The 26,800-nt window shown below is 70.7% G+C and carries 20 protein-coding genes; 11 read left to right on the forward strand and 9 right to left on the reverse strand.

Annotation, left to right across the window (positions count from 1 at the left end):
- The first annotated feature begins 9 nt into the window (after positions 1-9).
- Complete coding sequence (locus tag FM051_RS13940; protein WP_158843334.1) at positions 10-1,236, forward strand: MFS transporter; 1,227 nt, start codon at positions 10-12, stop codon at positions 1,234-1,236.
- Between the two features lie 9 nt (positions 1,237-1,245).
- Here the strand turns inward: FM051_RS13940 and FM051_RS13945 are convergent, their stop codons facing one another.
- From FM051_RS13945 to FM051_RS13960, 4 genes are read right to left on the reverse strand one after another with little or no spacing between them, the layout of a single operon-like run.
- Positions 1,246-2,406, reverse strand: coding sequence for a THUMP-like domain-containing protein (locus FM051_RS13945; protein WP_158843335.1), 1,161 nt, complete (start codon positions 2,404-2,406; stop codon positions 1,246-1,248).
- Entirely contained in the window at positions 2,406-3,401 is a 996-nt protein-coding gene (locus FM051_RS13950; RefSeq protein ID WP_158843336.1) for a class I SAM-dependent methyltransferase, read from the reverse strand. Before FM051_RS13950 ends, FM051_RS13945 begins: the two co-directional genes overlap by 1 nt.
- Positions 3,391-4,170, reverse strand: coding sequence for an enoyl-CoA hydratase/isomerase family protein (locus FM051_RS13955; RefSeq protein WP_158843337.1), 780 nt, complete (start codon positions 4,168-4,170; stop codon positions 3,391-3,393). Before FM051_RS13955 ends, FM051_RS13950 begins: the two co-directional genes overlap by 11 nt.
- A 36-nt stretch (positions 4,171-4,206) precedes the next feature.
- Positions 4,207-4,983, reverse strand: coding sequence for an ABC transporter ATP-binding protein (locus FM051_RS13960; protein ID WP_420803598.1), 777 nt, complete (start codon positions 4,981-4,983; stop codon positions 4,207-4,209).
- Between the two features lie 251 nt (positions 4,984-5,234).
- Here FM051_RS13960 and glgX point away from each other — a divergent pair, with 251 nt between their 5' ends.
- From glgX to FM051_RS13980, 4 genes are all read left to right on the forward strand, one after another.
- Positions 5,235-7,343 carry a glycogen debranching protein GlgX gene (gene glgX / locus FM051_RS13965; RefSeq protein WP_158843339.1) on the forward strand — a complete coding sequence of 703 codons (2,109 nt, stop codon included), beginning with the start codon at positions 5,235-5,237 and terminating at the stop codon, positions 7,341-7,343.
- A gap of 292 nt (positions 7,344-7,635) precedes the next feature.
- Complete coding sequence (locus FM051_RS13970) at positions 7,636-8,220, forward strand: cysteine dioxygenase (protein ID WP_158843340.1); 585 nt, start codon at positions 7,636-7,638, stop codon at positions 8,218-8,220.
- Positions 8,217-8,603 (forward strand): rhodanese-like domain-containing protein, encoded by a 387-nt coding sequence (locus tag FM051_RS13975; RefSeq protein WP_158843341.1) that lies wholly within the window; start codon positions 8,217-8,219, stop codon positions 8,601-8,603. The genes FM051_RS13970 and FM051_RS13975 overlap by 4 nt, the downstream gene beginning before the upstream one ends.
- 164 nt (positions 8,604-8,767) lie before the next feature.
- Positions 8,768-9,931: a tetratricopeptide repeat protein gene (locus FM051_RS13980; protein WP_238412366.1), complete on the forward strand. Its 1,164-nt coding sequence runs from the start codon at positions 8,768-8,770 to the stop codon at positions 9,929-9,931.
- Positions 9,932-9,964: 33 nt separating this feature from the next.
- On the opposite strand, the gene FM051_RS13985 is transcribed toward FM051_RS13980, so the two are convergent.
- Together FM051_RS13985 and glgP are read right to left on the reverse strand one after the other, a co-directional pair.
- On the reverse strand, positions 9,965-10,486 hold the full coding sequence (locus FM051_RS13985; RefSeq protein WP_158843342.1) for a hypothetical protein: 522 nt from the start codon (positions 10,484-10,486) through the stop codon (positions 9,965-9,967).
- A gap of 142 nt (positions 10,487-10,628) precedes the next feature.
- Positions 10,629-13,199: an alpha-glucan family phosphorylase gene (gene glgP / locus FM051_RS13990; protein WP_158843343.1), complete on the reverse strand. Its 2,571-nt coding sequence runs from the start codon at positions 13,197-13,199 to the stop codon at positions 10,629-10,631.
- A 482-nt stretch (positions 13,200-13,681) separates the two neighbouring features.
- Between glgP and FM051_RS13995 the strand changes: the two genes are divergently transcribed.
- The 6 genes from FM051_RS13995 to FM051_RS14020 all read left to right on the forward strand — a co-directional run bounded on the left by FM051_RS13995 (position 13,682) and on the right by FM051_RS14020 (position 24,158).
- A complete protein-coding gene (locus FM051_RS13995; protein ID WP_158843344.1) occupies positions 13,682-15,661 on the forward strand; it encodes an alpha-1,4-glucan--maltose-1-phosphate maltosyltransferase in 1,980 nt (659 codons plus the stop codon).
- Positions 15,662-15,761: 100 nt separating this feature from the next.
- Positions 15,762-17,573: a maltose alpha-D-glucosyltransferase gene (treS, locus tag FM051_RS14000; protein WP_158843345.1), complete on the forward strand. Its 1,812-nt coding sequence runs from the start codon at positions 15,762-15,764 to the stop codon at positions 17,571-17,573.
- A 5-nt stretch (positions 17,574-17,578) separates the two neighbouring features.
- Positions 17,579-18,919, forward strand: a complete 1,341-nt coding sequence (locus FM051_RS14005; protein WP_158843346.1) for a maltokinase N-terminal cap-like domain-containing protein — start codon at positions 17,579-17,581, stop codon at positions 18,917-18,919.
- Positions 18,916-21,117, forward strand: a complete 2,202-nt coding sequence (glgB, locus tag FM051_RS14010) for a 1,4-alpha-glucan branching protein GlgB (RefSeq protein ID WP_158843347.1) — start codon at positions 18,916-18,918, stop codon at positions 21,115-21,117. Before FM051_RS14005 ends, glgB begins: the two co-directional genes overlap by 4 nt.
- A gap of 166 nt (positions 21,118-21,283) precedes the next feature.
- On the forward strand, positions 21,284-22,660 hold the full coding sequence (locus tag FM051_RS14015) for a neutral zinc metallopeptidase (protein ID WP_158843348.1): 1,377 nt from the start codon (positions 21,284-21,286) through the stop codon (positions 22,658-22,660).
- 64 nt (positions 22,661-22,724) lie between these two features.
- On the forward strand, positions 22,725-24,158 hold the full coding sequence (locus FM051_RS14020) for a neutral zinc metallopeptidase (protein WP_158843349.1): 1,434 nt from the start codon (positions 22,725-22,727) through the stop codon (positions 24,156-24,158).
- 333 nt (positions 24,159-24,491) lie between these two features.
- Here FM051_RS14020 and FM051_RS14025 read toward each other — a convergent pair whose 3' ends face one another.
- From FM051_RS14025 to FM051_RS14035, 3 genes are read right to left on the reverse strand one after another with little or no spacing between them, the layout of a single operon-like run.
- The gene (locus FM051_RS14025) at positions 24,492-25,475 is read right to left on the reverse strand and encodes a tetratricopeptide repeat protein (protein WP_420803593.1); all 984 of its coding nucleotides are present in this window, start codon (positions 25,473-25,475) and stop codon (positions 24,492-24,494) included.
- Between the two features lie 42 nt (positions 25,476-25,517).
- The gene (locus FM051_RS14030; RefSeq protein ID WP_158843351.1) at positions 25,518-26,375 is read right to left on the reverse strand and encodes an SCO6745 family protein; all 858 of its coding nucleotides are present in this window, start codon (positions 26,373-26,375) and stop codon (positions 25,518-25,520) included.
- A gap of 18 nt (positions 26,376-26,393) precedes the next feature.
- Positions 26,394-26,759 carry an MTH1187 family thiamine-binding protein gene (locus FM051_RS14035; protein ID WP_238412367.1) on the reverse strand — a complete coding sequence of 122 codons (366 nt, stop codon included), beginning with the start codon at positions 26,757-26,759 and terminating at the stop codon, positions 26,394-26,396.
- Between the last annotated feature and the right edge of the window lie 41 nt (positions 26,760-26,800).

A 26,800-nucleotide genomic window follows, 5' to 3' on the forward strand; every position in this document is an offset into this window, starting at 1 on the left:
GGGGAGCCGGTGGAAGACACGACGGCGGAGGACACGACGTTGGAGAGCGCGACGGCGGGCACGACGCCGCGCCGCGGCAGGCTCAAGGTGGCGGTGTACGCGGTCTTCTTCCTGATGGGCTGGAACCTGGTCCTGCTGCCGTCGCTGGTGCGGTCACTGTTGACCGATTTCGGGCGCGGCGACGCGGACTTCGGGCTCCTCCTGCTGGTCGGCGCCCTCCTCTACACGCTCGGCGCGGTCACCAGCGGCTACCTGGTGGACCGGTTCGGCCGGCCGGTCGTGCTCGGCGCCGCCCTGATCGCCTACCCGGTGAGCCTCGCGCTGATGGTGGCCTGCCAGGACTGGACGCTGCTCGTGGTCGCCGCCGCGCCGAGCTACTGGGCCACCGGCATCCTGGAAGGCGGTATCAACGGCCTCTTCCTCGACCTGCACCGCGACGAACGCGGGCGGGCGATGAACCGGCTGCACCTGTACCTGGCGGTGGGCGCGTTCGTCGGCCCGCTCGCCGTGGGCGGTCTCTCCCTCGTGGACGTCGGTTGGCGCCCGATCCTCGTCGGCACGGCGGTGGCCGGTGCGACCGTCGCCGCCGTGATGCTCACCGGGTCGATGCCCTCGGGCAAGGACGGTGACCGCGGGGCCTCCACGCACCGGGACGCGCGGGGGCTGCGCATCGCGGGCAGCCTGATCCCGTTCGCGGGTCTGGCCGTCGGCATCAACCTGTACGTGGCGGCGGAACTCTCGGTGTCGAACTGGGTGGTGCGGCTGCTCGACACCGGCACGGTGGCCGAGGCGACGCTCGTGCTGTCGGTGTTCTGGGCGGGGTTGGCGACCGGCAGGCTCGGCGCGGACTGGTTCGTCGAGCGGATGAGCTACTACACCTTCACCTACCTGTGCGTGATCGCGTCGGGCGTCTTGCTGCTGGCGGCGCTCGCGATGACCGGGACGGTCGAGCGGATCGTGCTGTTCGGCCTGGTCGGCGTCTGCTACGGCCCGGTCTACCCGATGATCATGGCGCTCGGCGGCGGCCTCTTCCCGGACCGGGTGAACCGGATGAGCGGCGCCCTGTCGGCGGCGGGCGTCTCCGGCTCGGTGCTCTACCCGCCGCTGATGGGCCTGGTCGCGGAGACGGTCGGGCTGCGCGTCGGGATGCTCGGCGCGGTGCTGCTCACCGTGCCGATCGTGGTCAGCGTGCTGCTGGTGCAACGCCGCGCCCGACACCTGCCCGTGGGCCGCTGATCCGGCCGTTCAGGAAGCCCGGGTGCGCTCGGCGTGGGCGAGGAGGTAGACCGGGCGGCGGCCGATCCTGGTCAGCGCCACGGTCGCCTCGCCCGCACCGGACAGCTTCAGCCTCGGCCGCAGCGCGTTCGGGTCCACGTCCAGACCGCGCACCAGGATCTCCACCCTGCCGACGTCGTGGGCGCGCAGCACGGACCGCAACGTCTTCTCGCTGTAGTGCCCGTGCTCCACGACCCGGAACGCCCGCACGCCCGGCGGCGGCGTCGGACCGGTCAGGTAGGCGATCCGCTCGTCCAGCTGCGCCAGCCCGTGCCGGGCCGCGTAGTGCCGAACCAGCCCGGCCCGCACCACCGCGCCGTCCGGGTCGACCAGCCACTCGTCGGGCTCGCGCACCGGGCAGTCGTCCGGTTCGGCGGAGGTGATCGTCCACTCCGCGCCGTCGGACCGCAGCACGGTCGCGCGCCGCGACACACCCGGCGTGGCCAGGCCGCGCGTCCACAGGCACGCCTCGCGCACCTGCCCGTCCAACGACACCAGCTCGACCTCGTCCGCCCACGGCGCGACCGCGAAGTCCACGCCCGGCGCGCACTTCACCGCCAGGTCGCGGTCGGCGTAGGCCTGGGCGAGCAGGTCCAACGGCGGCGCGAAGTCCGCCGGGTACCACGTCCGCCGCCCCGTCGCGTCCCGTCGCGCCGGGTCAGCGACCACCGCCGTGCCGCGCGACACCGGCCGCAACGCGTCCGCCCGCACCAGCGGCACCGCGTCACCGAGGTTGTGCCGGGCCATGGCCAGCCGCACCGGGTCGAGGTCCGACCCGATCGACCCCTCGGGCAACGCCGCCAGGTCCGCGCCGATCGAGCACGTCACGTCGTGCGCCGGTCCGGTGAACCGACGGGCCCGGTGCGCGGCCACCGCGTGCGGCGTGGCCTGCTGCAAGGCGTCGGACGTGAAGAGGCCGTCCGTGAAACGCACCTTCGCAGCGGCCTTGCGCCGCAACAGCACCGTCTCCAACACGGCCGCGAAGTGCGCCGGGGAGACCTGCTTCGCGAGCTTCACGTCGGAGAGCCGCGACGCGGGCGTCAACGGCAGGTCGGCCAACGCCGACAACGCGGCGGACCCTGCGTCAGAACGCAGGTACGCCACGTCGTCGAGGCTGAACGCGTATCCCACTAGACCGGCTTGCGACCCGTCACCGAGACGTTGTAGAAGACTTCCCGCGGCAGGACCTTGGTCAGCACATTCTCGTCCACCCAGGACAGCCGCTGCCAGGTCCGGTAGGCGAACATCGCCCAGCCGAAGCCCAGCTTCCCGCGCGGCACGGCGGCCTCGAACGTGCGCACCGGCCAGCCGAACAACGCCGCCGACAGCTCCTCGGTCACCGCCCGCACGCCGACCGCACCGGCCGAGCGCGCCGTCCGCTCCAGGTCCGACGGGTCGAACGTGTGCAGGTCGACCACGGCTTCGAGCGCCGCCGCGCGTGACGACTCGTCCAGTTCCTCCTGCGGCCGGCGCCAGTCGTTCAGCGGGCCGAGCTTGGTGACGTTCGTGGTCAGCCACCACGTCAACTGGCCGAGCTTGCGGGCGTAGAAGTTGCCCACGTTCGTCGGGTCGCCGGCGAACACGAACCTCCCGCCCGGCTTGAGCACCCGCAGCACCTCGCGCATCGCGGCGGCCACGTCCGGGATGTGGTGCAGCACCGCGTGCCCGACCACCAGGTCGAACGTGTCGTCGTCGTACGGGATGCGCTCGGCGTCGGCTACCCGGCCGTCGACCGGCAGGTCCAGCTGCTTCGCGTTGCGCAACGCCACCTCGACCATGCCCGGCGACAGGTCGGTCACCGACCCGCGCCGGATCACGTCGCCCTGCATCAGGTTGAGCAGGAAGAACCCGGTGCCGCAGCCCAGCTCCAACGCGTGCTCGTACGGCCCGACGTCACCCGCGACCGCGCGGAACCGGTCGGTGGCGTAGGTGATGCAGCGCTCGTCGTACGAGATCGACCACTTCTCGTCGTACGTGTCCGCTTCCCAGTCGTGGTAGAGCACGTTGGCGAGCTTCGGGTCGGAGTACGCCGCCTGGACTTCCTCGGCCGTGGCGTGCGGGTGGGGCTTGGGATCGACTGGACGGGTCGACTGTGGATCTACAGGATGGGCGGAATCAACGGCCACTGAACTTCGCCTTCCCCGGCCCGTTCTCGATGAACGATGCCATACCGGTCTTCTGGTCCTCGGTGGCGAACATCGCCGCGAACAGCTGGCTCTCCAGTTTCAGCCCACTGCCCAGGTCGGTGTCCAGCCCGCCGTCGATCGCGGCCTTCGCGGCGGCGTACGCGCGCACCGGGCCGTTGACGAACTGGCCGGCCCACCGCTTGGCCGCCTCGTACACGTCGTCGGGCGCGACGACCTCGTCCACCATGCCGATCCGCAACGCCTCCTCGGCGCCCACGAACCGGCCGGTGTAGATCAGGTCCTTGGCCTTGCTCGGGCCGATCAACCGCGGCAGGCGCTGCGTGCCGCCCATGCCGGGGATGACGCCGAGCAGGGTCTCCGGCTGGCCGACCTTGGCGTTGTCGCCCGCGATCCGCCGGTCCGCGCACAGCGCCAGCTCGAAGCCGCCGCCCAGCGCGTACCCGGTGATGGCCGCCACGGTCGGCTTGGGGATCTCCTCCACCGCGCGCAACGCGGAGCTGAACGCGCCCGCGCGGGCCGCCATCTCGGCGTACGACAGCTCGGCCATCTCCTTGATGTCCGCGCCCGCCGCGAACACCTTCGGCCCGCCGTACACGATCACCGACCACACGTCGGCGCGGTCGGACGCCTCCAGCGCGGCGGACCGGATCTCCTCCTGGACCTGCCTGTTCAGCGCGTTCATCGGCGGGCGGTCCAGCCGGATGGTGCCGATCCCGTCCTCGACTTCGAGCCTCACGAACTCAGCCACAGGTCCTCCTCGACCTCCGTCGGTGCGCCTCGCAGGTTACCCCTCGGTAGCCTTGCGTCGGGCGAAGTACCGGTCACCCGACCGTTGGAGCTCCAACGGCTGGTCGAACGTCTTGGACAGGTTCTCCTCGGTGAGCACGTCGTCCAGCAGACCCTGCGCCACGATGCCGCCGTCACGCAGCAGCAGCACGTGCGTGAAACCCGGCGGGATCTCCTCCACGTGGTGCGTGACCAGCACCGTCGCCGGCGCGTCCGGGTCGAGCGCCAGCTCGGAGAGCCGGGCAACCAGGTCCTCGCGGCCACCCAGGTCCAGGCCCGCCGCGGGCTCGTCCAGCAGCAGCATCTCGGGGTCGGTCATCAGCGCGCGGGCGATCAGCGTGCGCTTGCGCTCGCCCTCGGACAGCGTGCCGTAGGTGCGGTCGGCCAGGTGCTCGATGCCCATCGAGGCCAGCAGCTCCTTGGCGCGGCCGGTGTCGAGCCGGTCGTACTCCTCGCGCCACCGGCCCAGCACCGCGTACCCGGCGCTGACCACCACGTCGACCACCTTCTCGTCGGCCGGGACGCGCCCGTTCAACGCCGCCGACGACAGGCCGATGCGGGTCTTCAGCTCGGCCATGTCGGTCCGGCCGATCCGCGCGCCGAGCAGGTGCACCTTGCCCTTGGTCGGGTGCAGCTCCGCGCCGGCCAGCCGGAGCAGCGTCGTCTTGCCCGCCCCGTTGGGGCCGAGCACGACCCAGCGCTCGTCCAGCTCCACGCTCCAGTCGACGTCCCCGACCAGCGTGGTCTTGCCCCGTCGAACCGAAACACCCTGCATGTGGATGACCAGATCTTCGTTTTCCACGCTGTCCTCGCCCCGATCGACACCAACCCGGCGGCAGTGTTTCATTGCCTCGGCTCCGCCTCGGCAGCGAGGTCGCCCGAAAGTCGGCAGTTCGAGCCCTGATCCCGCGACGATCGAAAAGCGTTGTCGCCGCGGGGTTGAGCCTCGACCTACCGACGCGACCTCGCAGTGGCGTGGCGCACTCATCCCCACACTGTCGGTGCGGGCTGGAAAGATCCCGGGGTATGGCTGCCGACTCGATCCTCCTCGCGGGCCGACCGTTCCCCCTCGGGGCGCACCCCGAGGCCGGAGGTGTGCGCTTCGCGGTCTCGGCACCGCCCGCCGACGCCGTCGAAGTGTGCCTGATCAGCGAAGACGGCACGGAGGAGCGGGTCGAGCTGACCGAGCGCACGTTCGGCGTGTGGCACGGGCTGATCTCCGGCGTCACGCCCGGCCAGCGCTACGGCTACCGCGTGCACGGCCCGTACGACCCGGCGCGCGGCCTGCGGTGCAACCCGGCGAAGCTCCTGGTCGACCCGTATGCGACGCGGATCACCGGTTCGCTCGCGAACCTCGACGCGGCGCTCGGCTACGTGGGCGACCCGATGCTCGGCGGCCCGTCCGCGGTCGACTCGCTGGGCAGCGTGCCGCTGTCCGTGGTCACCTCGCCGGGCGGGCCGGACACCGGCGTGAAGCCCGACGTGCCGTTCGAGGAGGCGGTGGTCTACGAGCTGCACGTGCGCGGGTTCACCAAGCAGCACCCGGCCGTGCCCGAGCACCAGCGCGGCACCTACCTGGGGCTCGCGCACCCGGCCGTGGTCGAGCACCTGGTGCGGCTCGGCGTGACCTCGGTGGAGCTGCTGCCGGTGCACGCGTTCACGGACGAGCCGTCGCTGATCCGGGCGGGCAGGCACAACTACTGGGGCTACTCGCCGCTGAGCTACTTCGCACCGCACCCCGGTTACGCCAGCGAGCCGGGCCACGAGGTGGAGGAGTTCCGCACGATGGTCTCCGCGCTGCACGCGGTGGGCATCGAAGTGATCATCGACGTGGTCTTCAACCACACCTGCGAGGGCGGGCCGGAGGGTCCGACGCTGTGCTACCGGGGCTTCGACGCGCCCGGCTACTACCTGCACATCGAGGGCGGCGGCACGCTCGACATCACCGGCTGCGGCAACACCACGGAGGCCGGTTCGCCGCAGTTCGTGCGGCTGGTGACCGACTCGCTGCGGTACTGGGCGACCGAGATGGGCGTGGACGGGTTCCGGTTCGACCTGGCCTCGACGCTGGGCCGGCCGGGCGGCGGCCGGTTCGACCGGGCGTCGGCGATGCTGACCGCGATCACCACCGACCCGGTGCTGTCGCGGTGCAAGCTGATCGCGGAACCGTGGGACGCGACCGGTGACGGCTACCGGGTCGGCGACTTCGGCGTGCAGTGGGCGGAGTGGAACGGCCGGTACCGCGACACCGTGCGCGACTTCTGGCGCGGCATGACGAGCGTGCGCGACCTGGCGTACCGGCTGTCCGGGTCGTCCGACCTGTACTCGGACGACCTGCGGCGGCCGTGGCAGTCGATCAACTTCGTCACCGCGCACGACGGGTTCACGCTGCGCGACCTGGTGTCGTACAACGAGAAGCACAACCTGGCCAACGGCGAGGACAACCGCGACGGCACCAACGACAACCGGTCGTGGAACTGCGGTGTGGAAGGAGAGACGGACGACCCGGCGGTGCTGGAGCTGCGTGCCCGGCAGGCGCGGAACCTGTTCGCCACGCTGATGCTGTCCACCGGCACCCCGATGCTGACCGCGGGTGACGAGCAGTGGCGCACCCAGGGCGGCAACAACAACGCGTACTGCCTGGACAACGAGACGTCGTGGGTGGACTGGAAGCTCGCCGGCGAGGCCGAGTCGATGCTGGCGTTCGCCCGGCGGGTGATCACCCTGCGCGCCGCGTCGCCCGCGTTGCGGCAGCCGCAGTTCTTCGACGGCCGCACCACGGCGTCCGGCGCGCCCGACCTGGTGTGGTTCCGGCCGGACGGCGAGGAGATGGCCGAGACCGACTGGTTCGACGAGGGCCGCCGGTTCCTGGGCATGTGGATCGACGGCTCGAACAGCCTGTCCCGTTCGCGTGACGGCGAGCTGGTGTCCGACGACTCGTGGCTGCTGCTCCTGCACGCGGGTGCGGACCCGATCGAGGTCACCCTGCCGGCGGCGGAGTACGGCGGCCGGTACGAGCCGGCGATCGACTCCACCACCCCGGACGGTTCACCGGCGGTGGTGGAGAGCCTGGCCGCCGGCACCACCTTCGTCATGGGAGCCCGCTCCCTGGTGCTGCTCCGCGTGCCGAACTGATCGGGGCTTCACCGGTCTTCACGGGTGGGTGCCGGGTGCGAAGCGTCGGCCACCGAGGCAATCCTGCCGGGTGAGAGGCCTGTGCGCGGGTCACGGATTCGTGCCACCATGCCGGCGTGGCCCGTCCGTTGCTGACCTGGCGTGACCGCACGATCGACCTCCTGCTGGTGGCGTCGTGCGGGTGTAGCCGGACGCGACGCGGCCGGTAGACCACACCTCGTTCGACCGACACCGCGTCGCGTCTTGATCGCTACCCCGCAATCCACCCGTAGCCATCAAGGAGCGACCCACCGTGACCGCGACCATCGCGCGCCCCGAGCTGCACCTGCACCCGAAGCTGGACGTGCCGTTCCTGCGCGACCTCATCCACCCCGAACGCGACCTGTTGACGCCGCGCGAACTGCGCGAGCTGACCTCCAGCGTCGCCTCCGAGCTGACCACCCCGTTGCTGGACATCCTCGAGTTCGACCCGGACCGGCGCTGGTGGGCGCGGCTCGGGCTGACCGAGGGCGTCGAGCTGTGGCTGCTGAGCTGGTTGCCCGGTCAGGGCACCGAGCCGCACGACCACGGCGGGGCGGCGGGCTCGTTCACCGTGCTGACCGGTGAGCTGGCGGAGGACTACCGCTATCCCGGTGGACCGATCCGCAGCGCGCTGCGCCCCGTCGGCAGTGCTTTGGGGTTCGGGGCCGGGCGTGCGCACCAGGTGCTCAACCAGGGCGTCGTCGGTGCGGCGAGCGTGCACGCCTACTCGCCGCCGTTGGTGCCGACGCGTGAGTACCCGAGCCTGGCCGACATCCCGCAGGAGATCTCGCCGTTGCCCGCCCGGCGGCTGCCGTTGGAGCAGCTGCGCGTTCTGGCCGACCAGGAGGGCCCGTGAGTGCCGAGCAGTTGCTGGAGGAAGCGCGGCGGACGTTGACCCGCGTCGAGCCGCACGAGCTGGCGGGCCTGTCGGACGTGCTGGTGGTGGACATCCGCCCGCACCACAACCGTGCCGCCGAGGGCGAGATCCCCGGCTCGATCCCGATCGAGCGCATCGTCCTGGAGTGGCGCCTGGACCCGAACGGCGAACACCGCATCCCCGGCTTCACCGCCGACACCACCGTCGTCGTCCTGTGCAACGAGGGCTACGCCTCCAGCCTCGCCGCCCGCGACCTCCAACGCGTAGGCCTCCCCAACGCAACGGACCTGATCGGCGGCTTCCGCGCCTACGCCGCCGCCGGCCTCCCCATCCGCCCAGGCCCAACCCCACCAGTCACCTGACCCCCACCCCGCGAGAGTCCAACACTCAGGCGCCGTGTGTCCTACGTTCGCGGGCGGTGTGTCCTACGTTCGCGGGCGGTGTGTCCTACGTTCGCGGGCGGTGTGTCCTACGTTCGCGGGCGGTGTGTCCTACGTTCGCGGGCGGTGTGTCCTACGTTCGCGGGGTGGGGGAACCGGTGGGTGGGTGGTCGCGTCTGCAGGGCGTGTGGAAAGTGCTGACCGGGTTGGTCCTGGTCGTCCTGGTGGTCTGGCGGCCGAGCGTGGCGTCGTTCGGCGGGGCCGCGTGCGGCACCTGGGTCGTTCTCGCCCTGCTGCAACTCGGGTTGCTCTTGGGTGCGGCGGTGTTCCGGGTGCGGGTGCCGTTGGTCGTGATCGGCATCGGGCGTGAGCTGCGCACGTGGAACCGGCCCCACCTGCGGGTCGTGTGGCGGTCTGTTCCGCTGCTCCTCTCGGTGGGCCTGTCGTCGATCAAGGCGCCGGTCCGCCGTCGGCTGTGGCTGACCGGGCTCACGTCGGTGGTGCTGTCCACGGCGGCCGTGGTGGTGGCCTGGCTCGGGGCGCTGGTCTGGTCGGACGCGGACCAGCCGTTCCTGCGTGGGTTCGCGATCGCCGGCACGGCGGTACTGGTCAACGGCCTGTGGCCGCGACGCGGCGCGGGCACCACCTCGCCGGGGTGGTTCGTGTTCGCACTCCCCCGCGTCTCCGGACGAACGGCGGCGGAGTTCGAGGCGACACCGCTGGTCAACGAGGTGTCGGACGCACTGGAGGTCGGTGACCTGGACCGGGCCGAGGCGATCGCGGACGAGCTGGTCGAACGCCACCCCACGCTGCTGGTCGCGATCGGCGCACGGGTCGCCGTGCTGACGTTGCGCGCCAAGTACGGCGAGGCGCTGCACACGGTCAGCGGCCTGGTCGCCCGCACCGACCTGGGCCCGCGCGACATGGCGTTCGTGCTCGCGGAGATGGCCAGCTCCACCGCCAACGCCATCGAAGGCGGCCAACTGCCCGCCGACATCGGCCTGCCGGCGGCGAAACGGGCGGCGGACGGCGCGATGCAGTTCGGCTACCCGCGCTACCGGTGCAACGGCACGCTGGCCCAGCTCGCACTGCTGGAGAACGACCACGCCACCGCGCTCACCCTCGCCACCCAGGCCAAGAAGTCCAGCGAGGGCAGGTTGTCACGGGCGGACGCGCTGGCCACGATCGCCCGGGCCCAGATGGCCGCCGGGGACAACGCGGCGGCCCGCGCGACTCTGGTCGAAGCGGAGGAATTGGCCGGCTGGATGCCCCGCGTCGCGGAAACCAGCGCCCGGCTCAACATCTCCTGATCCAGAGGGAATGCGGTAATCCCGAATTGCCTTCTAGGCAGGCGGGTTCGGCACGGTCGGCAGACCTCCGGGCGGCACGGGCAGACCGCAGTTCTGCACCATGTCGTGCACGGTTTTCAGCACCGCGGACACCTCGTTGCGCAGTTTCGTCGGATCGGGCGGCACGGCCCCGACCACGACCTTGCCCAACACGCTGTACACGCCGGCGAACACCGCCATGACGTGGGACAGGCACAGCTCGGGCCCGAGCACCTGCTCTTCCGCGGGCAGAGCGCTGACCGGCGGCTTCGGCAGGCACTTCGCGTCCTGCAACGCGGCCAGCAGGCCGAGGGCGTCACCCAGCGCGGGTGCGCCCTCGGCGGGCACGGGCGGCACCGCGGTCAGCGCGCCGACCACCTTCTTCAGGGTGTCCGCGAACTGCGCGACCAATCCGGCACACGCGACGGGCGGTTCCGCCGCGTTTTCTTTCGCCGTCGCGCCCGGGACGACCGCCGCGACGACCGCCGCGACGAACAGCACGACCAACAAAGAACCCACTGTCGCGAATTTCTTCACCGTACGGAGCGTAAGCCCGAAAACACCCTTCCACCAGCGGAGGACACGAATTCACCCGCCAGAAGAGAACGGTCCAGAAGTGTTAAGACAAATACGATTCAGATGACCGCCGGCCACCCCGGCGGTCATCTGATCGGGCGGTTCAACCGGCCAGCACGACCCGGCCGAGTTCAGCGGGTGACGCGAGCAGGTCGTGCCTCGGCAGCACGCGCACCGTGTAGCCCACGGCGCCCGCGTGCGGCAACGGCACCTCGATCTCGTAGTTCCCGTTGCCCGCGTACTGCATCCCGTGCGTGACCACGTCGTACAGCTCGTCCGAGTCGCCGACCCGCCCCAGCGCCACCTGCACGTCCACTTCGGACGGCTCCAGCCCGGCCAGCTCGATCCGCGCCCGCACGCCCACCGGCGAGCCGAGCTTCGGCGTGGCCGACCCGTTCAGCGACATCTCCGACTCCAGCACCCGCACCCGCGTCCACGACGCCCGCAGCCGCTGCCGGTACGCGGCCAGCTCCTTCGCGCCGCGGAAACCCTCGCCGACCACGGAAGCGGCCGACGACGCGGCGGGCGCGTACAGGTTCTCCACGTACTCGCGCACCATCCGCGACGCCTGCACGGCCGGGCCGAGCGACGCCAGCGTGTGCCGGACCATCGCCAGCCACCGGGTCGGCACGCCGTCCTCACCGCGGTCGTAGAACAGCGGCGCGACCTGGTTGCCGAGCAGGTCGTACAGCGCGGCGGCCTCCAGGTCGTCACGCCGGGTCGGGTCGTTGATGCCGTCGGCGGTCGGGATGGCCCAGCCGTTGCTGCCGTCGTACAGCTCGTCCCACCAGCCGTCGCGGATCGACAGGTTCAGCCCGCCGTTCAGCGCCGACTTCATGCCGGACGTGCCGCAGGCCTCCAGCGGGCGCATCGGGTTGTTCAGCCACACGTCGCAGCCCCAGTACAGGTACCGGGCCATGGACATGTCGTAGTCGGGCAGGAACACGATCCGGTGCCGCACGCCCGCGTCGTCGGCGTACCGGACGATCTGCTGGATCAACGCCTTGCCGCCGTCGTCGGCCGGGTGCGACTTGCCCGCGACGACGAGCTGCACCGGCCGTTCCGGGTGCAGCAGCATCGCGCGCAGGCGCTCCGGGTCGCGCAGCATCAACGTGAGCCGCTTGTAGGTCGGCACGCGGCGGGCGAAGCCGACGGTCAGCACGTCCGGGTCGAACACCGAGTCGGTCCAGCCCAGCTCCAACGCGGACGCGCCGCGCTGCAACCACGACGCGCGCGTGCGGCGGCGGACCTCGTCGACGAGCTTCGCGCGCAGCTCGTTGCGCAGCTCCCACAGCCGCTGGTCGGTGACCGGCTCGAACCCGCGCAGGCCGACGCCGTCGTCCTCCGACTCGCCCAGCAGCCTGCTCATCTCGGTCGCCGCCCAGGTCGGGCCGTGCACGCCGTTGGTGACCGAGCCGATCGGCACCTCGGCGGCGTCGAAGCCCGGCCACAGGCCGCGGAACATGTCCCGGCTGACCCGGCCGTGCAGCTTGGACACACCGTTCGCGCGCTGCGCGAGCCGCAGGCCCATGTGCGCCATGTTGAACAGGCCGGGGTTGTCCTCCGCGCCGAGGGCGAGGATGCGCTGGGTGTTCACGCCCGGCAGCAGCGTCTCCGGGCCGAAGTAGTGCTGCACCAGGTCCACCGGGAACCGGTCGATACCGGCCGGGACCGGCGTGTGCGTGGTGAACACCGTGCCCGCGCGGACCGCGGCCAGCGCCTGGTCGAAGTCCAGGCCCTCGCCGGTGACCAGCTCGCGGATGCGCTCCAGGCCGAGGAAGCCGGCGTGGCCCTCGTTGGTGTGGAACACCTCGGGCGAGGCGTGGCCGGTCAGGTCGCAGTACGTGCGCACGGCCCGGACGCCGCCGATGCCCGCCAGGATCTCCTGCCGGATGCGGTGGTCCTGGTCGCCGCCGTAGAGGCGGTCGGTGACGCCGCGCAGGTCCTCGTCGTTCTCCTCCACGTCGGAGTCGAGCAGGAGCAGCGGGATGCGGCCGACCTGCGCCTTCCAGATCTTGGCCCGCAGCACGCGGTCGCCCGGCATGGCGACGTGCACCAGGATCGGCGCGCCGGACGGCTCGGTGAGCAGTTCCAGCGGCAGGCCGCGCGGGTCGAGGACGGGGTAGTGCTCGATCTGCCAGCCGTCCAGGCTCAACGCCTGCCGGAAGTAGCCGGACCGGTAGAGCAGACCGACCGCGATCAGCGGAACGCCCAGGTCGGAGGCGGCTTTGAGGTGGTCGCCCGCCAGCACGCCGAGGCCGCCGGAGTAGTTCGGCAGCGCCTCGGTGACGCCGAACTCCATGGAGAAGTAGGCGATCGCGTTCGGCAGGGGGTGGAGCTCGTGGTTCCCGTGCTCGCGGCGCTGCCGGACCTCGTCCTGGCGGCGCTGGAACCAGCGGGGGCCGGTGGTGTAGCGGTGCAGGTCGTCGGCCAGCGCGCGGGCGTGGGCGAGGAACTGCTCGTCACGGGACAGCGCGTCGAGGCGTTCGGGCGCGACCACGGACAGCAGGCGCAGCGGGTCGCCGCCCTCCGCCCACAGCTCGGGGTCGACCGACGCGAACAGGTCCTGGGTGGGCTGGTGCCACGTCCACCGCAGGTTCGTGGCGAGAGTGCCCAGGGCCGCCAACGGCTCGGGCAGGCTGGCTCGGACGGTGAACCGGCGAAGTGCTCGCATGGCGTCGGACCTTATCCCCCATCCAGCGGTGCGGAGCAACGGTCACCCGAACCGATGCAGGGACCGATACAGCCTCACCTGGGCTGACGTCTTCACAGGTGTTCTTCCGTACACGTTCCGCAACGTTAACGCCCCGCCGACGCCGTCGACGTACCCGGCTCGATACCGGATGGACTCGAAACGACAACCCGGTCGCCACGATCACCTGCGACGATCCGTCCGGCATGACAGAGACCGCGTGCACCACAGCGAGTGACGGATCGGCCTGATCATCCCCCGAACGGTACCGGCGTGGCACCAGGGTGATGCCGATCACTACCTGAGAATCTGCTCTTCCATCGCGAGACGGATGCCGCCCCAAGTGTGCAATCCAATCAGAAGGGGTAGGAACACCAGGTGGGAGTCCCCGGTGACGGCGCACCCGATCGCTGCGGGCAGACTTGACCGTGCACGCGTCACACCAGGTGAGAGGGGCGCTGCCGATGAGCGGACGACTCGGAATCGACGATGTCTCCCCGACCGTGAGCTGCGGTCGCTACCCGGCGAAAGCCGTGGTCGGCGAGCACGTTCCGGTCGAGGCGACGGTGTGGCGCGAGGGCCATGACGCCGTCGCCGCCACGGTCGCGTGGCGGGGACCGAACGACCGGGTCGCGAGACAAACACGCATGGTCCCCCACGGCGTCGGCCTGGACCGCTGGGCCGCCACGATCGTCCCCGACGTCGAAGGCGCGTGGACCTTCCGCGTGGACGCCTGGAGCGATCCGTGGGCCACCTGGGAGCACACCGTCGAGGTCAAGATCGCCGCAGGTCAGGGCGCTGAGGACCTGGCGAACGACCTGGAGACCGGCGCACGTCTGCTCGACCGCGTGAGCCGGCGGCCGGACCGGCGCAAGGAGAAGCCCCTCCTGGTCAACGCGGCGAACGCGTTGCGCGACGAGCACCGCCCCCTGGCCGAACGGGTCGCGCCCGCCCTGGCGACCGACGTCCGCCAGATCATGCACGACCACCCGGTGCGCGAGCTGATCACGAAGGGCAAGCCGCGCAAGGTGTGGGTCGACCGCAAGCGAGCGGCGTTCGGCTCCTGGTACGAGTTCTTCCCCCGCAGCACGGGAGGCCTGGACGAGTCGGGTGTCCCGGTGCACGGCACGTTCGTCACCGCCGCCAGGGAGCTGGACCGCATCGCGGCCATGGGCTTCGACGTCGCCTACCTGCCCCCGATTCACCCGATCGGCCGAATCAACCGCAAGGGCCCGAACAACACGCTCACCGCCACCGAGGACGACCCCGGCTCGACCTGGGCCATCGGCGCGGACGAGGGCGGGCACGACGCGATCCACCCCGAGCTGGGCACGCTCGACGACTTCGACGCGTTCGTGGCCCGCGCCCGGGAGCTCGACCTGGAAGTGGCGCTCGACCTGGCCCTCCAGTGCGCCCCCGACCACCCGTGGGTGCTGAAGAACCCGGAGTGGTTCACCACCCGCCCGGACGGGTCGATCGCGTACGCGGAGAACCCGCCGAAGAAGTACCAGGACATCTACCCGGTCAACTTCGACAACGACCCGCAGGGCATCTACAACGAGGTGCTGCGCGTCGTCCTGCACTGGGTGGACCACGGGGTGCGCATCTTCCGGGTCGACAACCCGCACACCAAGCCGCCGGACTTCTGGGCGTGGCTGATCTGGGCGGTCAAGGACCGGCACCCGGACGTGCTGTTCCTCAGCGAGGCGTTCACCCGACCGGCGAGGCTGTACGGCCTGGCCAAGCTCGGCTTCACGCAGAGCTACACCTACTTCACCTGGCGCACGACCAAGGAGGAGCTGACCGAGTTCGGCACCGAACTGGTCGAGCACTGGGACGAAGCGCGGCCCAACCTGTTCGTGAACACCCCGGACATCCTGCACGAATCGCTCCAGCACGGCGGTCCGGGCATGTTCGCTCTGCGCGCGGCCCTGGCGGCGACGATGGCGCCGACCTGGGGTGTCTACTCGGGCTTCGAGCTGTTCGAGCACGAGGCTGTCCGACCGGGCAGCGAGGAGTACCTCAACTCGGAGAAGTACCAGCTCCGCCCCCGTGACTACGCGGCGGCGGTGGCCGAGGGCCGGTCGCTGGAACCGTGGTTGCGCAAGCTGAACGCGATCCGCCGGGCGCACCCGGCGTTGCAGCAGATGCGAACACTCCGGTTCCACCACGTCGACAACCCGGCGCTGATCGCTTACTCCAAACAGGACCCGGGCACCGGCGACGCGGTCGTCGTCGTGATCAACCTGGATCCGCACAACGCGCAGGACGGCACCGTCTGGTTGGACCTGCCCGCGCTCGGCGTCGACTGGCACGAGCGGCTGATCGCGCACGACGAGGTGTCCGGGGAGACCTGGGACTGGGGTCAGGCCAACTACGTACGCCTGGAACCCTGGCGCGCTCCGGCGCACATCGTGGGCGTGCAACGCAGGTTCAGCAGCTAGAAACCCAGCCCGGTCCCCTTTACCGAGTCCCCGTGCCCGCCGAAGAGCACGAGGGACGATCGAACGCACCCCCAATGAGGTGGGACGAGGTGGAGCACACATGCAAGAAGAGGCCCGACCCGACGCCGCGCTGGTAGGCCTGGAGAACGTGCCGCACACCGGTGAGGCCATCGGCGCGGACGGCCTGCTGGTCGAGCCGCAGGCCGAGGACTTCCGGTCGGCCAAACTGGTGCCGCGCGAACGAGACTGGTTCAAGGGCGCGGTGTTCTATGAGGTGCTGGTCCGCGCGTTCAGCGACTCCAACAACGACGGCACCGGTGACCTGCGGGGCCTGGCGTCCCGGTTGGACTACCTGGAGTGGCTCGGCGTGGACTGCCTGTGGCTGCCGCCGTTCTACGCGTCGCCGTTGCGCGACGGCGGGTACGACATCTCCGACTTCCGCGCGGTGCTGCCGGAGTTCGGCTCGGTCGAGGACTTCGTGTACCTGCTGGACGAGGCGCACCGCCGGGGCATCCGGGTGATCACCGACCTGGTGCTCAACCACACCAGTGACGCGCACCCGTGGTTCCAGCAGTCGCGCATCGACCCGGACGGGCCGTACGGCGACTACTACGTGTGGAGCGACGACGACCAGCGCTACGCGGACGCCCGCATCATCTTCGTCGACACCGAGTCGTCCAACTGGACGTACGACCCGGTGCGCGGCCAGTTCTACTGGCACCGGTTCTTCTCGCACCAGCCGGACCTGAACTTCGAGAACCCGCACGTGCAGGAAGCCATGCTGGACACGCTCCGGTTCTGGCTGGACCTGGGCATCGACGGGTTCCGGCTGGACGCCGTGCCGTACCTGTTCGAGCAGGAGGGCACGAACTGCGAGAACCTGCCCCGAACGCACGACTTCCTCAAGCGCTGCCGCAAGGTCGTGGACGACGAGTACCCCGGCCGGGTGCTCCTCGCCGAGGCGAACCAGTGGCCGTCGGACGTGGTCGAGTACTTCGGCAACGCCGAGGTCGGCGGCGACGAGTGCCACATGGCGTTCCACTTCCCGCTGATGCCGCGCATCTTCATGTCCGTGCGGCGCGAGTCGCGGTTCCCGATCTCGGAGATCCTGGCGCAGACGCCGCAGATCCCGGACGGCTGCCAGTGGGGCATCTTCCTGCGCAACCACGACGAGTTGACGCTCGAGATGGTCACCGACGAAGAGCGCGACTACATGTACGCGGAGTACGCCAAGGACCCGCGGATGAAGGCCAACATCGGCATCAGACGACGGTTGGCCCCGCTGCTGGAGAACGACCGGAACCAGCAGGAGCTCTTCACCGCGATGCTGCTGTCACTGCCGGGATCGCCCGTTCTCTACTACGGTGACGAGATCGGCATGGGCGACAACATCTGGCTGGGCGACCGCGACGCGGTCCGCACACCCATGCAGTGGACCCCGGACCGCAACGCGGGCTTCTCCAGCTGCGACCCCGGCCGCATCTACCTGCCCGTGATCATGGACCCGGTGTACGGCTACCAAGGGCTCAACGTCGAGGCCCAGCTGAACAACCAGTCGTCGCTGCTGCACTGGACCCGGCGGATGATCGAGGTGCGCAAGCAGCACCACGCGTTCGCCGAGGGCGACTTCACCGACCTCGGCGGCTCGAACCCGAGCGTGCTGGCCTACCGTCGGCGGTGGCGGCGGCCCGACGGCCACGAGGACGTCGTGCTGTGCGTCAACAACCTGTCGCGGTTCCCGCAGCCGGTCGAGCTGGACCTGTCGGAGCACCGCGGCAGCAGGCCCGTGGAGCTGACCGGCGGGGTGGTCTTCCCCACCGTGGGTGACCTGTCCTACCTGCTCACCCTGCCCGGTCACGGCTTCTACTGGTTCCAGCTAGCGGAAGCCGGCGACGACAGCGAGGCGAGGTGAGGGACGTGACCGAACCGCACGACCTGGTCGACAAGGTGATGACCCAGCTTCCCGAGTGGCTGCCCGCGCAGCGGTGGTTCGGCGGGAAGGACCGGCCGGTCACGTCGATCCGCCCACTCCGGACGTCGGTGCTGCGCGCCGAGGAGCCGGTGCTGGTGCACCTGGTGGTCGAGGTGGAGCAGCCGGACCGGCGGGAGCCGTACCAGCTGCTGGTCACCGACCACGTGGAGAACTACGACGCGACGACCGTGCCGGAGCTGACCGGCACGCTGCTCGACCTGATCGCCGAGGGCGCCGAGGTCGACGGCCTGACGTTCGCGCACGAGCCGGACGTGGAGATCCAGACCGGGCTGCGCGGCCGGCCGATCACGTCCGAGCAGTCGAACACGTCGCTGGTGTTCGGCAGCCAGTACATCCTCAAGCTGTTCCGCAAGCTGACGCTCGGCGAGAACCCGGACCTGGTGCTGCAGCGCGCGCTGCACCGGGTCGGCTGCGAGCACATCGCCCAGCCGCTCGGGTCGATCACCGGCCGGTTGGACGGCCAGAGCACCACGGTCGGCATGCTCCAGCAGTTCATGCCGGACGCGGTGGACGGCTGGGCGATGGCCACCACGAGCGTGCGCGACCTGATGGCGGAGGCCGATCTGCACGCCGACGAGGTGGGCGGCGACTTCGCCGGCGAGGCGCAGCGGCTCGGCCAGGCCGTCGCCACGGTGCACGCGGACCTGGAGCGCGCGCTCGGCACCCAGCACGCGGACGCCGAGGACATCGACCGGACCGTGCGGACGATGATCTCGCGGCTGGACGAGGTGGTGGCCGCGGTGCCGGAGCTGCGGCCTTACGTGCCCGCGCTGCGGGAGGCGTTCGAGCAGGCCAGGGACACGCACGACGCGATCGCCATCCAGCACATCCACGGCGACCTGCACCTCGGCCAGGTGCTGCGCACCGTGCACGGGTGGCTGCTGATCGACTTCGAGGGTGAGCCCGGCTCGCCCATCGCGGAGCGGACGGCGCTGCGGTCACCGTTGCGCGATGTGGCGGGGATGCTGCGATCCTTCGACTACGCGGCGCACCAGATGCTGGTCGGCCAGCCGGAGGACCACCAGCTGACGGTGCGGGCGCTGGAGTGGTCGCGGCGCAACCGCGCGGCGTTCACCGAGGGCTACGCGGAGTCGGCGGCGGAGTCGGTCGGCGACCCGCGCAAGCGCGGGTACCTGCTGCGGGCGTTCGAGCTGGACAAGGCCGTGTACGAGGTCGCGTACGAGCACGCGAACAGGCCGGAGTGGTTGACGGTCCCGTTGTCGTCGATCGCGCGGATAACTGGAGAGGGAGCGGTGCAGTCATGATCTCGCCCGAGGACGTCGACCGGCTGCTGGCCGGGGCGCACCACGACCCGCACTCGGTGCTCGGCGTGCACCACGTCCCCGAGGGTGTGGTCGCGCGCGCACTGCGTCCGGGCGCGTCCGGGGTGGCCGTGATGGCGGGTGACAAGCGCTTCGAGCTGGAGCGGGTCACCGACGGGTTGTTCGCGGGCGACCTGCCCGAGCACCCCGGCGACTACCGGCTGGAGGTCGAGTACGGCGACACGGTCGTCGAGGTGGACGACCCGTACCGGTGGCTGCCGACCGTCGGCGAGCTGGACCTGCACCTCATCGGTGAGGGACGGCACGAGCGGCTGTGGGACGTGCTGGGCGCGCGGGTGCGCACCTACGACACGCCGAACGGCACCGTCTCGGGCGTCTCGTTCGCGGTCTGGGCCCCGACCGCGCGCGGTGTGCGGGTGTGCGGCGATTTCGACGGCTGGGACGGGCGGGCGAACCCGATGAGGTCGCTCGGGTCGTCCGGTGTGTGGGAGGTCTTCATCCCCGGCGTCCCGGCGGGCACCCGGTACAAGTTCCGCATCCTCGGCCGGGACGGCGCGTGGCACGAGAAGGCCGACCCGATGGCGTTCGCCACGGAGAGGCCGCCGGCGACGGCTTCGGTCGTCACCCGGTCCGAGCACGTGTGGGGTGACGCGGAGTGGGAGGCCAAGCGCGACGCCACGCAGTGGATCAACGCGCCGGTTTCCGTGTACGAAGTGCACCTCGGGTCGTGGCGGTACGACAAGAACGGGCAGAGCCTCGGTTACCGGGAGCTGGCCACGGAGCTGGCGGACTACGTGGTGAGCGCCGGGTTCACGCACGTGGAGCTGATGCCGGTCGCCGAGCACCCGTTCGGCGGGTCGTGGGGTTATCAGGTCACGTCGTACTACGCGCCGACGGCCCGGTTCGGTTCACCGGACGACTTCCGGCACTTCGTGGACGTCCTGCACCAGCGCGGCGTCGGCGTGATCATCGACTGGGTGCCCGCCCACTTCCCCCGCGACTCGTGGGCGCTGGCGAAGTTCGACGGCTCCGCCCTGTACGAGCACGCGGACCCGCGCCGGGGCGAGCACCCCGACTGGGGCACGCTGGTGTTCGACTTCGGGCGCAACGAGGTGCGGAACTTCCTCGTCGCCAACGCCCTGTACTGGATCGAGGAGTTCCACATCGACGGCCTGCGGGTCGACGCGGTGGCCTCGATGCTGTACCTGGACTACTCGCGCAAGGAAGGCCAGTGGCTGCCGAACCAGTACGGCGGCCGGGAGAACCTGGACGCGGTGCGGTTCCTGCAGGAGCTGAACGCCACCGTCTACAAGCGCCACCCCGGTGTGGTGATGGTGGCGGAGGAGTCGACGGCGTGGCCCGGCGTCACGCGGCCGACGCACCTGGGCGGCCTGGGGTTCGGGTTCAAGTGGAACATGGGGTGGATGCACGACACGCTGCACTACCTGTCGCGTGAGCCCGTGCACCGGTCGTTCCACCACAACGAGATCACGTTCTCGTTGGTGTACGCGTGGAGCGAGAACTTCGTGCTGCCGCTCTCGCACGACGAGGTCGTGCACGGCAAGGGGTCGTTGTGGCAGCGGATGCCCGGCGACGACTGGAACAAGGCGGCGGGGCTGCGGTCGCTGCTGGCGTTCATGTGGGCGCACCCCGGCAAGCAGCTGCTGTTCATGGGCGGCGAGTTCGGGCAGCGGGACGAGTGGTCGGAGGGCCGGTCGCTGGACTGGCACCTGATGAAGGAGCCGCTGCACCGGGGCCTGCACGGGTTGATCTCGGACCTGAACCGGGTCTACCAGGCTTCGCCGGCGCTCTACAGCGCGGACAACAAGCCCGAGGGGTTCTCGTGGATCGACGCGAACGACTCGGCGGGGAACGTGCTGAGCTTCCTGCGGATCGGTGAGGACGGGTCGGTGCTCGCGTGCGTGGCCAACTTCGCCGGCATGCCGCACCACGACTACCGGATCGGTCTGCCGGTGGCGGGCCGGTGGCGTGAGGTGGTGAACACGGACTCGGAGATCTACGGCGGGTCCGGGGTCGGGAACCTCGGTGGCGTGGTGGCCGACGAACACCCGTGGCACGGCCGCCCGGCTTCCGCCGTGCTCCAGCTACCCCCGGCGGGCGTGCTCTGGCTGGCGCCGGACACGACCCCGACAGCGCCTGACCGAACGGACAGCGCCTGACCGAGCCAGCAGTGGTCCGCCTCGCCGATCAGCGCGCTGCGCAGGGGTCCTCGCCGTGGGGACCCCTGCGCACGAGCCCGGGCGGTGCGGGGCTCCGCCGGCCGGAAGTTTCCAAGCTCGGGTCGAGCACCCCACCGTAGGGGTTCGCAGCGGGCACAATGAACGAATGCGGCTCGCATCGGCTCGGTTGGTCCTGCTGGCGACAGTCCTGCTCACAGCGACCGCCTGCGTCCAACTGGTCCCAGGAAAACCGCTGGCAGGCGAGGCCGTCACCAAGGGCACGGTCGACCCCTCGTTCATCCGGGGCACCGACGGCGGCCCCATCGACCAGCTCGCGGCCACCGCCATCACCGATATCGACACGTTCTGGCAGGACGCCTTCCAGGACACGTTCGACAAGGCGTGGCAGCCGCTGGAAGGCGGCATCTACTCGGTCGACACCGCCGACCCGGCGGCCAAGCCGCCGCCGTGCACCGAGAAGGCCAGCGACGTCGAGGGCAACGCCTTCTACTGCCCCAGCGCCGACGCCATCGCCTGGGACCGGGCCGCCCTGCTGCCCGTCCTCAAGGACCGGTTCGGCGACGCCGCCGTGGTGATCGTGCTGGCCCACGAGGTGGGTCACGCCGTGCAGAACCGGATGGGCATCACGCCGGAAGCCGAACGCCGTGAGCCGGGGCGGTTCCCCACGATCCTCACCGAGGCGATGGCCGACTGCTTCGCCGGAACGTTCCTGAAGTGGGTGAACGACGGCAAGTCCCAACACCTGAACATCAGCTCCGACACGTTGGACTCGGCGCTCGGCGCCCTGATCCAGTTCCGCGACCCGGTCGGCACCTCGCAGAGCGACCGGTCCGCGCACGGCAACGCGTTCGACCGCGTGTCCGCGTTCCAGGACGGCTACCAGCAGGGCGTCGAGTTCTGCGCGGCGATGTCGGTGGAAAACCGGCGGTTCACCCAGCAGGCGTTCATCTCCGCCGAAGACCGCGACCGGGGCGGCAACCTGCCGTTCGACGAGATGCTGGAGAACATCACCCCCGACCTGAACCTGTACTACAAGACCCTCGCCGCGCAGGCGGGCAAGCCGTGGTCCGACCCGAAGGCCACGCCGACCGACGACGAGCCGGACTGCTCCGGCGACCAGGGTCCGGTGGCGTACTGCCCGGCGGACAAGTCGGTGGAGTTCGAGGTCGAGGAGGACCTCCCCGAGTTGCACGCCAAGATCGGCGACTACGCCACCGGCGTGCTGCTGGCCAGCCGTTACGGGTTGGCCGCGATGTCCACCATCGGCGTCGACGTCGAGGGTGAGGACGCGGCGACCAGCGCGTTGTGCCTGGCCGGCGCGTACACGCGGGAGGTCTTCACGCGGGAGAAGGGCTTCGGCCTGTCGCCCGGCGACCTGGACGAGGCGGTCCAGGTGCTGCTCGCGTACGACTACGCGGCGCGGGACGCGACGGGGTCGGCGGCGCTCGAACCCGGTTTCAAGCGGGTCGAGGTGTTCCGCGGCGGAGTTCTGGAGGGGACCAAAGCCTGCGGTTTGGCCTAGCCGCTCGGGCCGGCCAAGTAGGGTTCGGGCTTGGATCGGCACGGACCGGGGATGGGGCTTGGGCATGGCTCGACGGGCTTGGGTAGCTGCGACGCTCGTCGCCGCGATGGCGTTGACCGGGTGCACCCAGACCGTGAGCGGCGCGGGTCGTCCGGAACGGCCGGACGTCACCAAGGTCGCCGGGTTGGACATCACCACCGGCGAGAGCGGCGCGAAGCCCGGTGTCCCGGACGCCGACCTCCAGGTGGAGAACGGTGACGGCGGCGAGATGGACCGGCTCGCGATCAACACGCTGGCCGACGTCGAGGAGTACTGGGCCGAGCAACTGCCCGCCCGGTTCGGCAAGGACTTCGAGCCGGTGAAGCGGTTGGTGTCGTACGACTCCAACGGCGCGGGCGTGGACATCTGCCGCACCAACACGGCGGGTGTGGCGAACGCGTTCTACTGCTCGCTGGACGACTCGATCGCGTGGGACCGCGGCGAGTTGCTGCCGATGCTGGACGACGCGTTCGGGCCGATGTCGGTGGTGACCGTGTTGGCGCACGAGATGGGTCACGCGATCCAGTACAAGCTCGGCGCCGAGGGCGGGGTCAACCAGGCCACGCCGTCGATCATCAAGGAGCAGCAGGCCGACTGCTACGCGGGCAACTTCTTCCGGTGGGTGGCCGAGGGCAAGTCGAAGCACTTCCGGATCTCGACCGGGCCCGGGTTGAACCAGGTGCTGGCGACGATGTTCTTCATCCGGGACGCGGCGGGCACGTCGGCCGAGAAGCAGGGCGCGCACGGCAGCGCGTTCGACCGGGTGGCGGCGTTCCAGTTCGGGTTCGCCGGTGATCCCAAGCGGTGCGCGCAGATCGACGAGGCCGAGATCAAGGCCCGGATCACGCAGCAGAAGTTCGACGCGGACGACAAGGACGTCGGGCTGGGCAAGGGCAACCTGAAGGTGGACGACAAGCGGTCGTTGGAGCTGCTGGAGGAGTCGCTGCGGGAGGCCTACAAGCAGTCCGGCGCGACCCCGCCGTCGTTGTCCACCACCGAGTCGGCCTGCCAGGACGCCTCCCGGACGTCGCCCGCGTCGTACTGCCCGTCGACCAACTCGATCTCGATCGCCCTGCCCGACCTGGTGAAGATCGGCACGCCGCCGAAGCGCGGGCAGAAGGGCGGGATCGGCGACTTCGCCGCGTTCGCCGAGATCGCCTCTCGGTTCGCGCTGTCGATCCAGAAGGCGACCGGGTACGGCTTGGAGGGGCCGGCGGCCGGGTTGCGCACGGCTTGCCTGACCGGGTCGTGGGCCGGGTGGACCACTCAGAGCAGCGCGCGGCTGCGGTTGTCGTCCGGTGACCTGGACGAGGCGGTGGCCGAGTTGCTGGCCGACAAGAGCCTGATCGCGGCCGATGTGAACGGCACCGTCGTGCCGTCCGGGTTCGCGCGCGTGGAGGCGTTCCGGGACGGCTTCTACCAGGGCTCGGGTCTGTGCACCCGGAAGTACTCCGGCTGACCGCGCGGTAACGCCCGCCCGCGATCGTTGTGCGGGCGTCGGTCGGTTGTCCGGTCGGCCGGTTATGCAGTCGGCCGGTTATGCAGCCGGTCGGTTATCCATGAGTGGCGCCTGAATGCGCCGGTTGTCCACAGCTCGCGCCCGAGCGCGGGAAAGTGTCGGTCCGCTGCGGCAGGATTAAGAACAGGGGTCCCCCTGGGCGGGGGACCCCTGTGCGGCGAGCCAGTGCGTGGGTCGGACGTCGTTGTCGGATGTCGTTGTGGGACGTCGTGTTGGGACGTCGTTGTCGGAAATCGGGCCCGAAGTCGGCCGGGAGTCTGGCCGGAATTCGGGTCAGAACAGGGCGCTGGCGAGGTTGCGGCGGGCCTTGGCGACCCGGTCGTCCTCCGGCGGGAAGAGCTCGAACAGGCCCACCAGGTGTTCGCGGACCTTGTCGCGGTCGTCGCCGTACACCCGGCGGACCGTGTCGACCAGGCGCTTGAACGCCTGCTCGACGTCGTTGGTCGCCAACTCCAGGTCGGCCGCGGCGAGTTGGGCGTCCAGGTCGTCCGGGTCGGCGTCGGCCTTGGCGATCGCGTCCGCCGGCACGGCCTCGGCCCGCGCGGTGAAGCGGACCTGGGCCAGGGCCGCCTTCGCCTCGGCGTTGGACGGCTCGGCCGACAGGATGGCCTCGTACGCGGCCTCTGCGGCGGCGAAGTCGCCCTGCTCGAAGGCTTCCTCGGCGGCCGTGAAGCGCGGGTCCTCCGGCTCGGCCACGGGCTCGGCGCCGGCGGGCGCGGTGCGGTTCGCCTCGGCCGCCTTGATTCCGGGCAGGCGGTCGCGGAGGGCGTCCAGCAGGCGGTTGATCCACTGGCCGAGCTCGGCCTCCGGCAGCGGTCCGGCGAAGGCGTCGATGGGCTGACCCGCGGCGATCGCCACGACGGTCGGCACCGACTGCACGCCGAACACCTGGCCGATCCGCGGGCTGGCGTCCAGGTCGACTCTGGCCAGCAGCCACGTGCCGCCGCCCGCCCTGGCGGCGCGTTCGAGCACGGGCGAGAGCTGGCCCGCCTCGGGGCTCCACGACGCGGTCAACTCGACGACAACCGGTACTTCCATGGAGCGCTCGACAACCGACTGGAACGTCGCCTCGGTGACGTCCAGCACCCACGGGCTCGGACCGGCGTCCGAACCTGCGGCCCCGCCACCGGCGGACGGGGGTGGGGTGGTGCCGCGCTGCCTGGCGGCGTCGGCTCGGGCCTTCAGCGCGCCGAGGTCGACGGCCCCGGACAACGCGGCGGACAGTGCGGCGGTCTTGCGGGGGTCTGGCCTTGTCACGCCTTCCATCCTGGCACGAGACGGGCGACGAGCCACGCGCGACTAGCCGGGGAGTTGCGCGACCGGGTCGATACCCATCGGGTTGATCCGCATGGCCTCGTTCGCGTGCCCCAAGCGGCGGGCGATCGGGGTCATCAGATCCACGAACCGCGCCGTTCCCTCCTCACCCAGGACCTCCCACGGACGGGTGGCCGCCTCGTCGGTCCGGCGTTCGACGTCCTCGCGCAGCTCCCGACCGGCCGGGGTGAGGCCGTCGTCGAACAGGCCGCGTTCGGCGAGCGTCGCTTCGGCACCCCGCCACTCCTCCTCCGACCAACCACGCGCGGCACGCAGGTACGCCGGTTCGAGGCCCTTGTCCGCGCTGAACAGCACCAACGTCTCGCACGGGCTCAGGTCGGCGGCCACCAGCGCCGCGATGTGGCCGTCACCCCGCGACTCGCGCAACGTCGTGCACGCCTGCCACAACGCCAGGTGCGGCTCGTCGGGCACGGGCAGTGCGCGGTTCGCCGCGGCCAGCACCCGCCCCGGCAACGGCGCCGCCTCGGCCGCCTGCCCGGCCAACTCGGCGGCTTCGGCGAAGGCTTCGCCGAAGTCCGGGCCGTCCAGCATCCGGCGCAGCGCGCGGTCGACGCCCTCCAGGCGTGCGTCGAGGAACCGGGCGGGGCTGGCCACGTCCCACGCGTCGGGCAGCGCGCGGGACACCATGCGCGGGTGGAAGCTGTAGAACGCGGCGGCCACGATCTCCGGCGGCACGGCACCCAGCGGGGCCGCGCGCTGCGCGAAGTAGCCCATCCAGCCACCTTTGCAGCCCAGCGCGTCGGTGACCGCTCGCGACTCCGGCGAGAAGTACGTGACGTCGTGGTAGGTCTCGAAGCGCAACCACAGGTCTCGAGGCGTCATGTCGACAACTTAGACAACTTAATCGGACGTCCTACTACTCGCGTTGTCCGCCATGCCCGGGTGGTCGAGCGGCCGGGCTGTGACCTGGTCGCCGGCGAGGTGTTGTTCGACGCGCTCCACCTTGGCCGTCAGCTGGCCCGTGTAGCCGGGCCGGATGTCCGCCTTGAGCACGAGGCTGACCCGCGGCGCGGTGGCCTGCACGACCTCGGTCGCCTTCTTCACCACCGCCATCACCTCGTCCCACTCGCCCTCGACCAGCGTGAACATGGCGTTGGTCTCGTTGGGCAACCCGGACTCGCGGACCACCCGCACGGCCTCCGCAACGGCCGCGGCCACCCCGTCGGACTCCCCGCCGAGCGGGCTGACACTGAACGCGACGAGCACTGCTGCCTCCTGGTGGACGGGTACCCACTGGTAGCTTCGGC

It is taken from the genome of Saccharothrix deserti (assembly GCF_009769385.1).
In the GTDB taxonomy this organism is placed as follows: Bacteria; Actinomycetota; Actinomycetes; order Mycobacteriales; family Pseudonocardiaceae; genus Actinosynnema; species Actinosynnema deserti.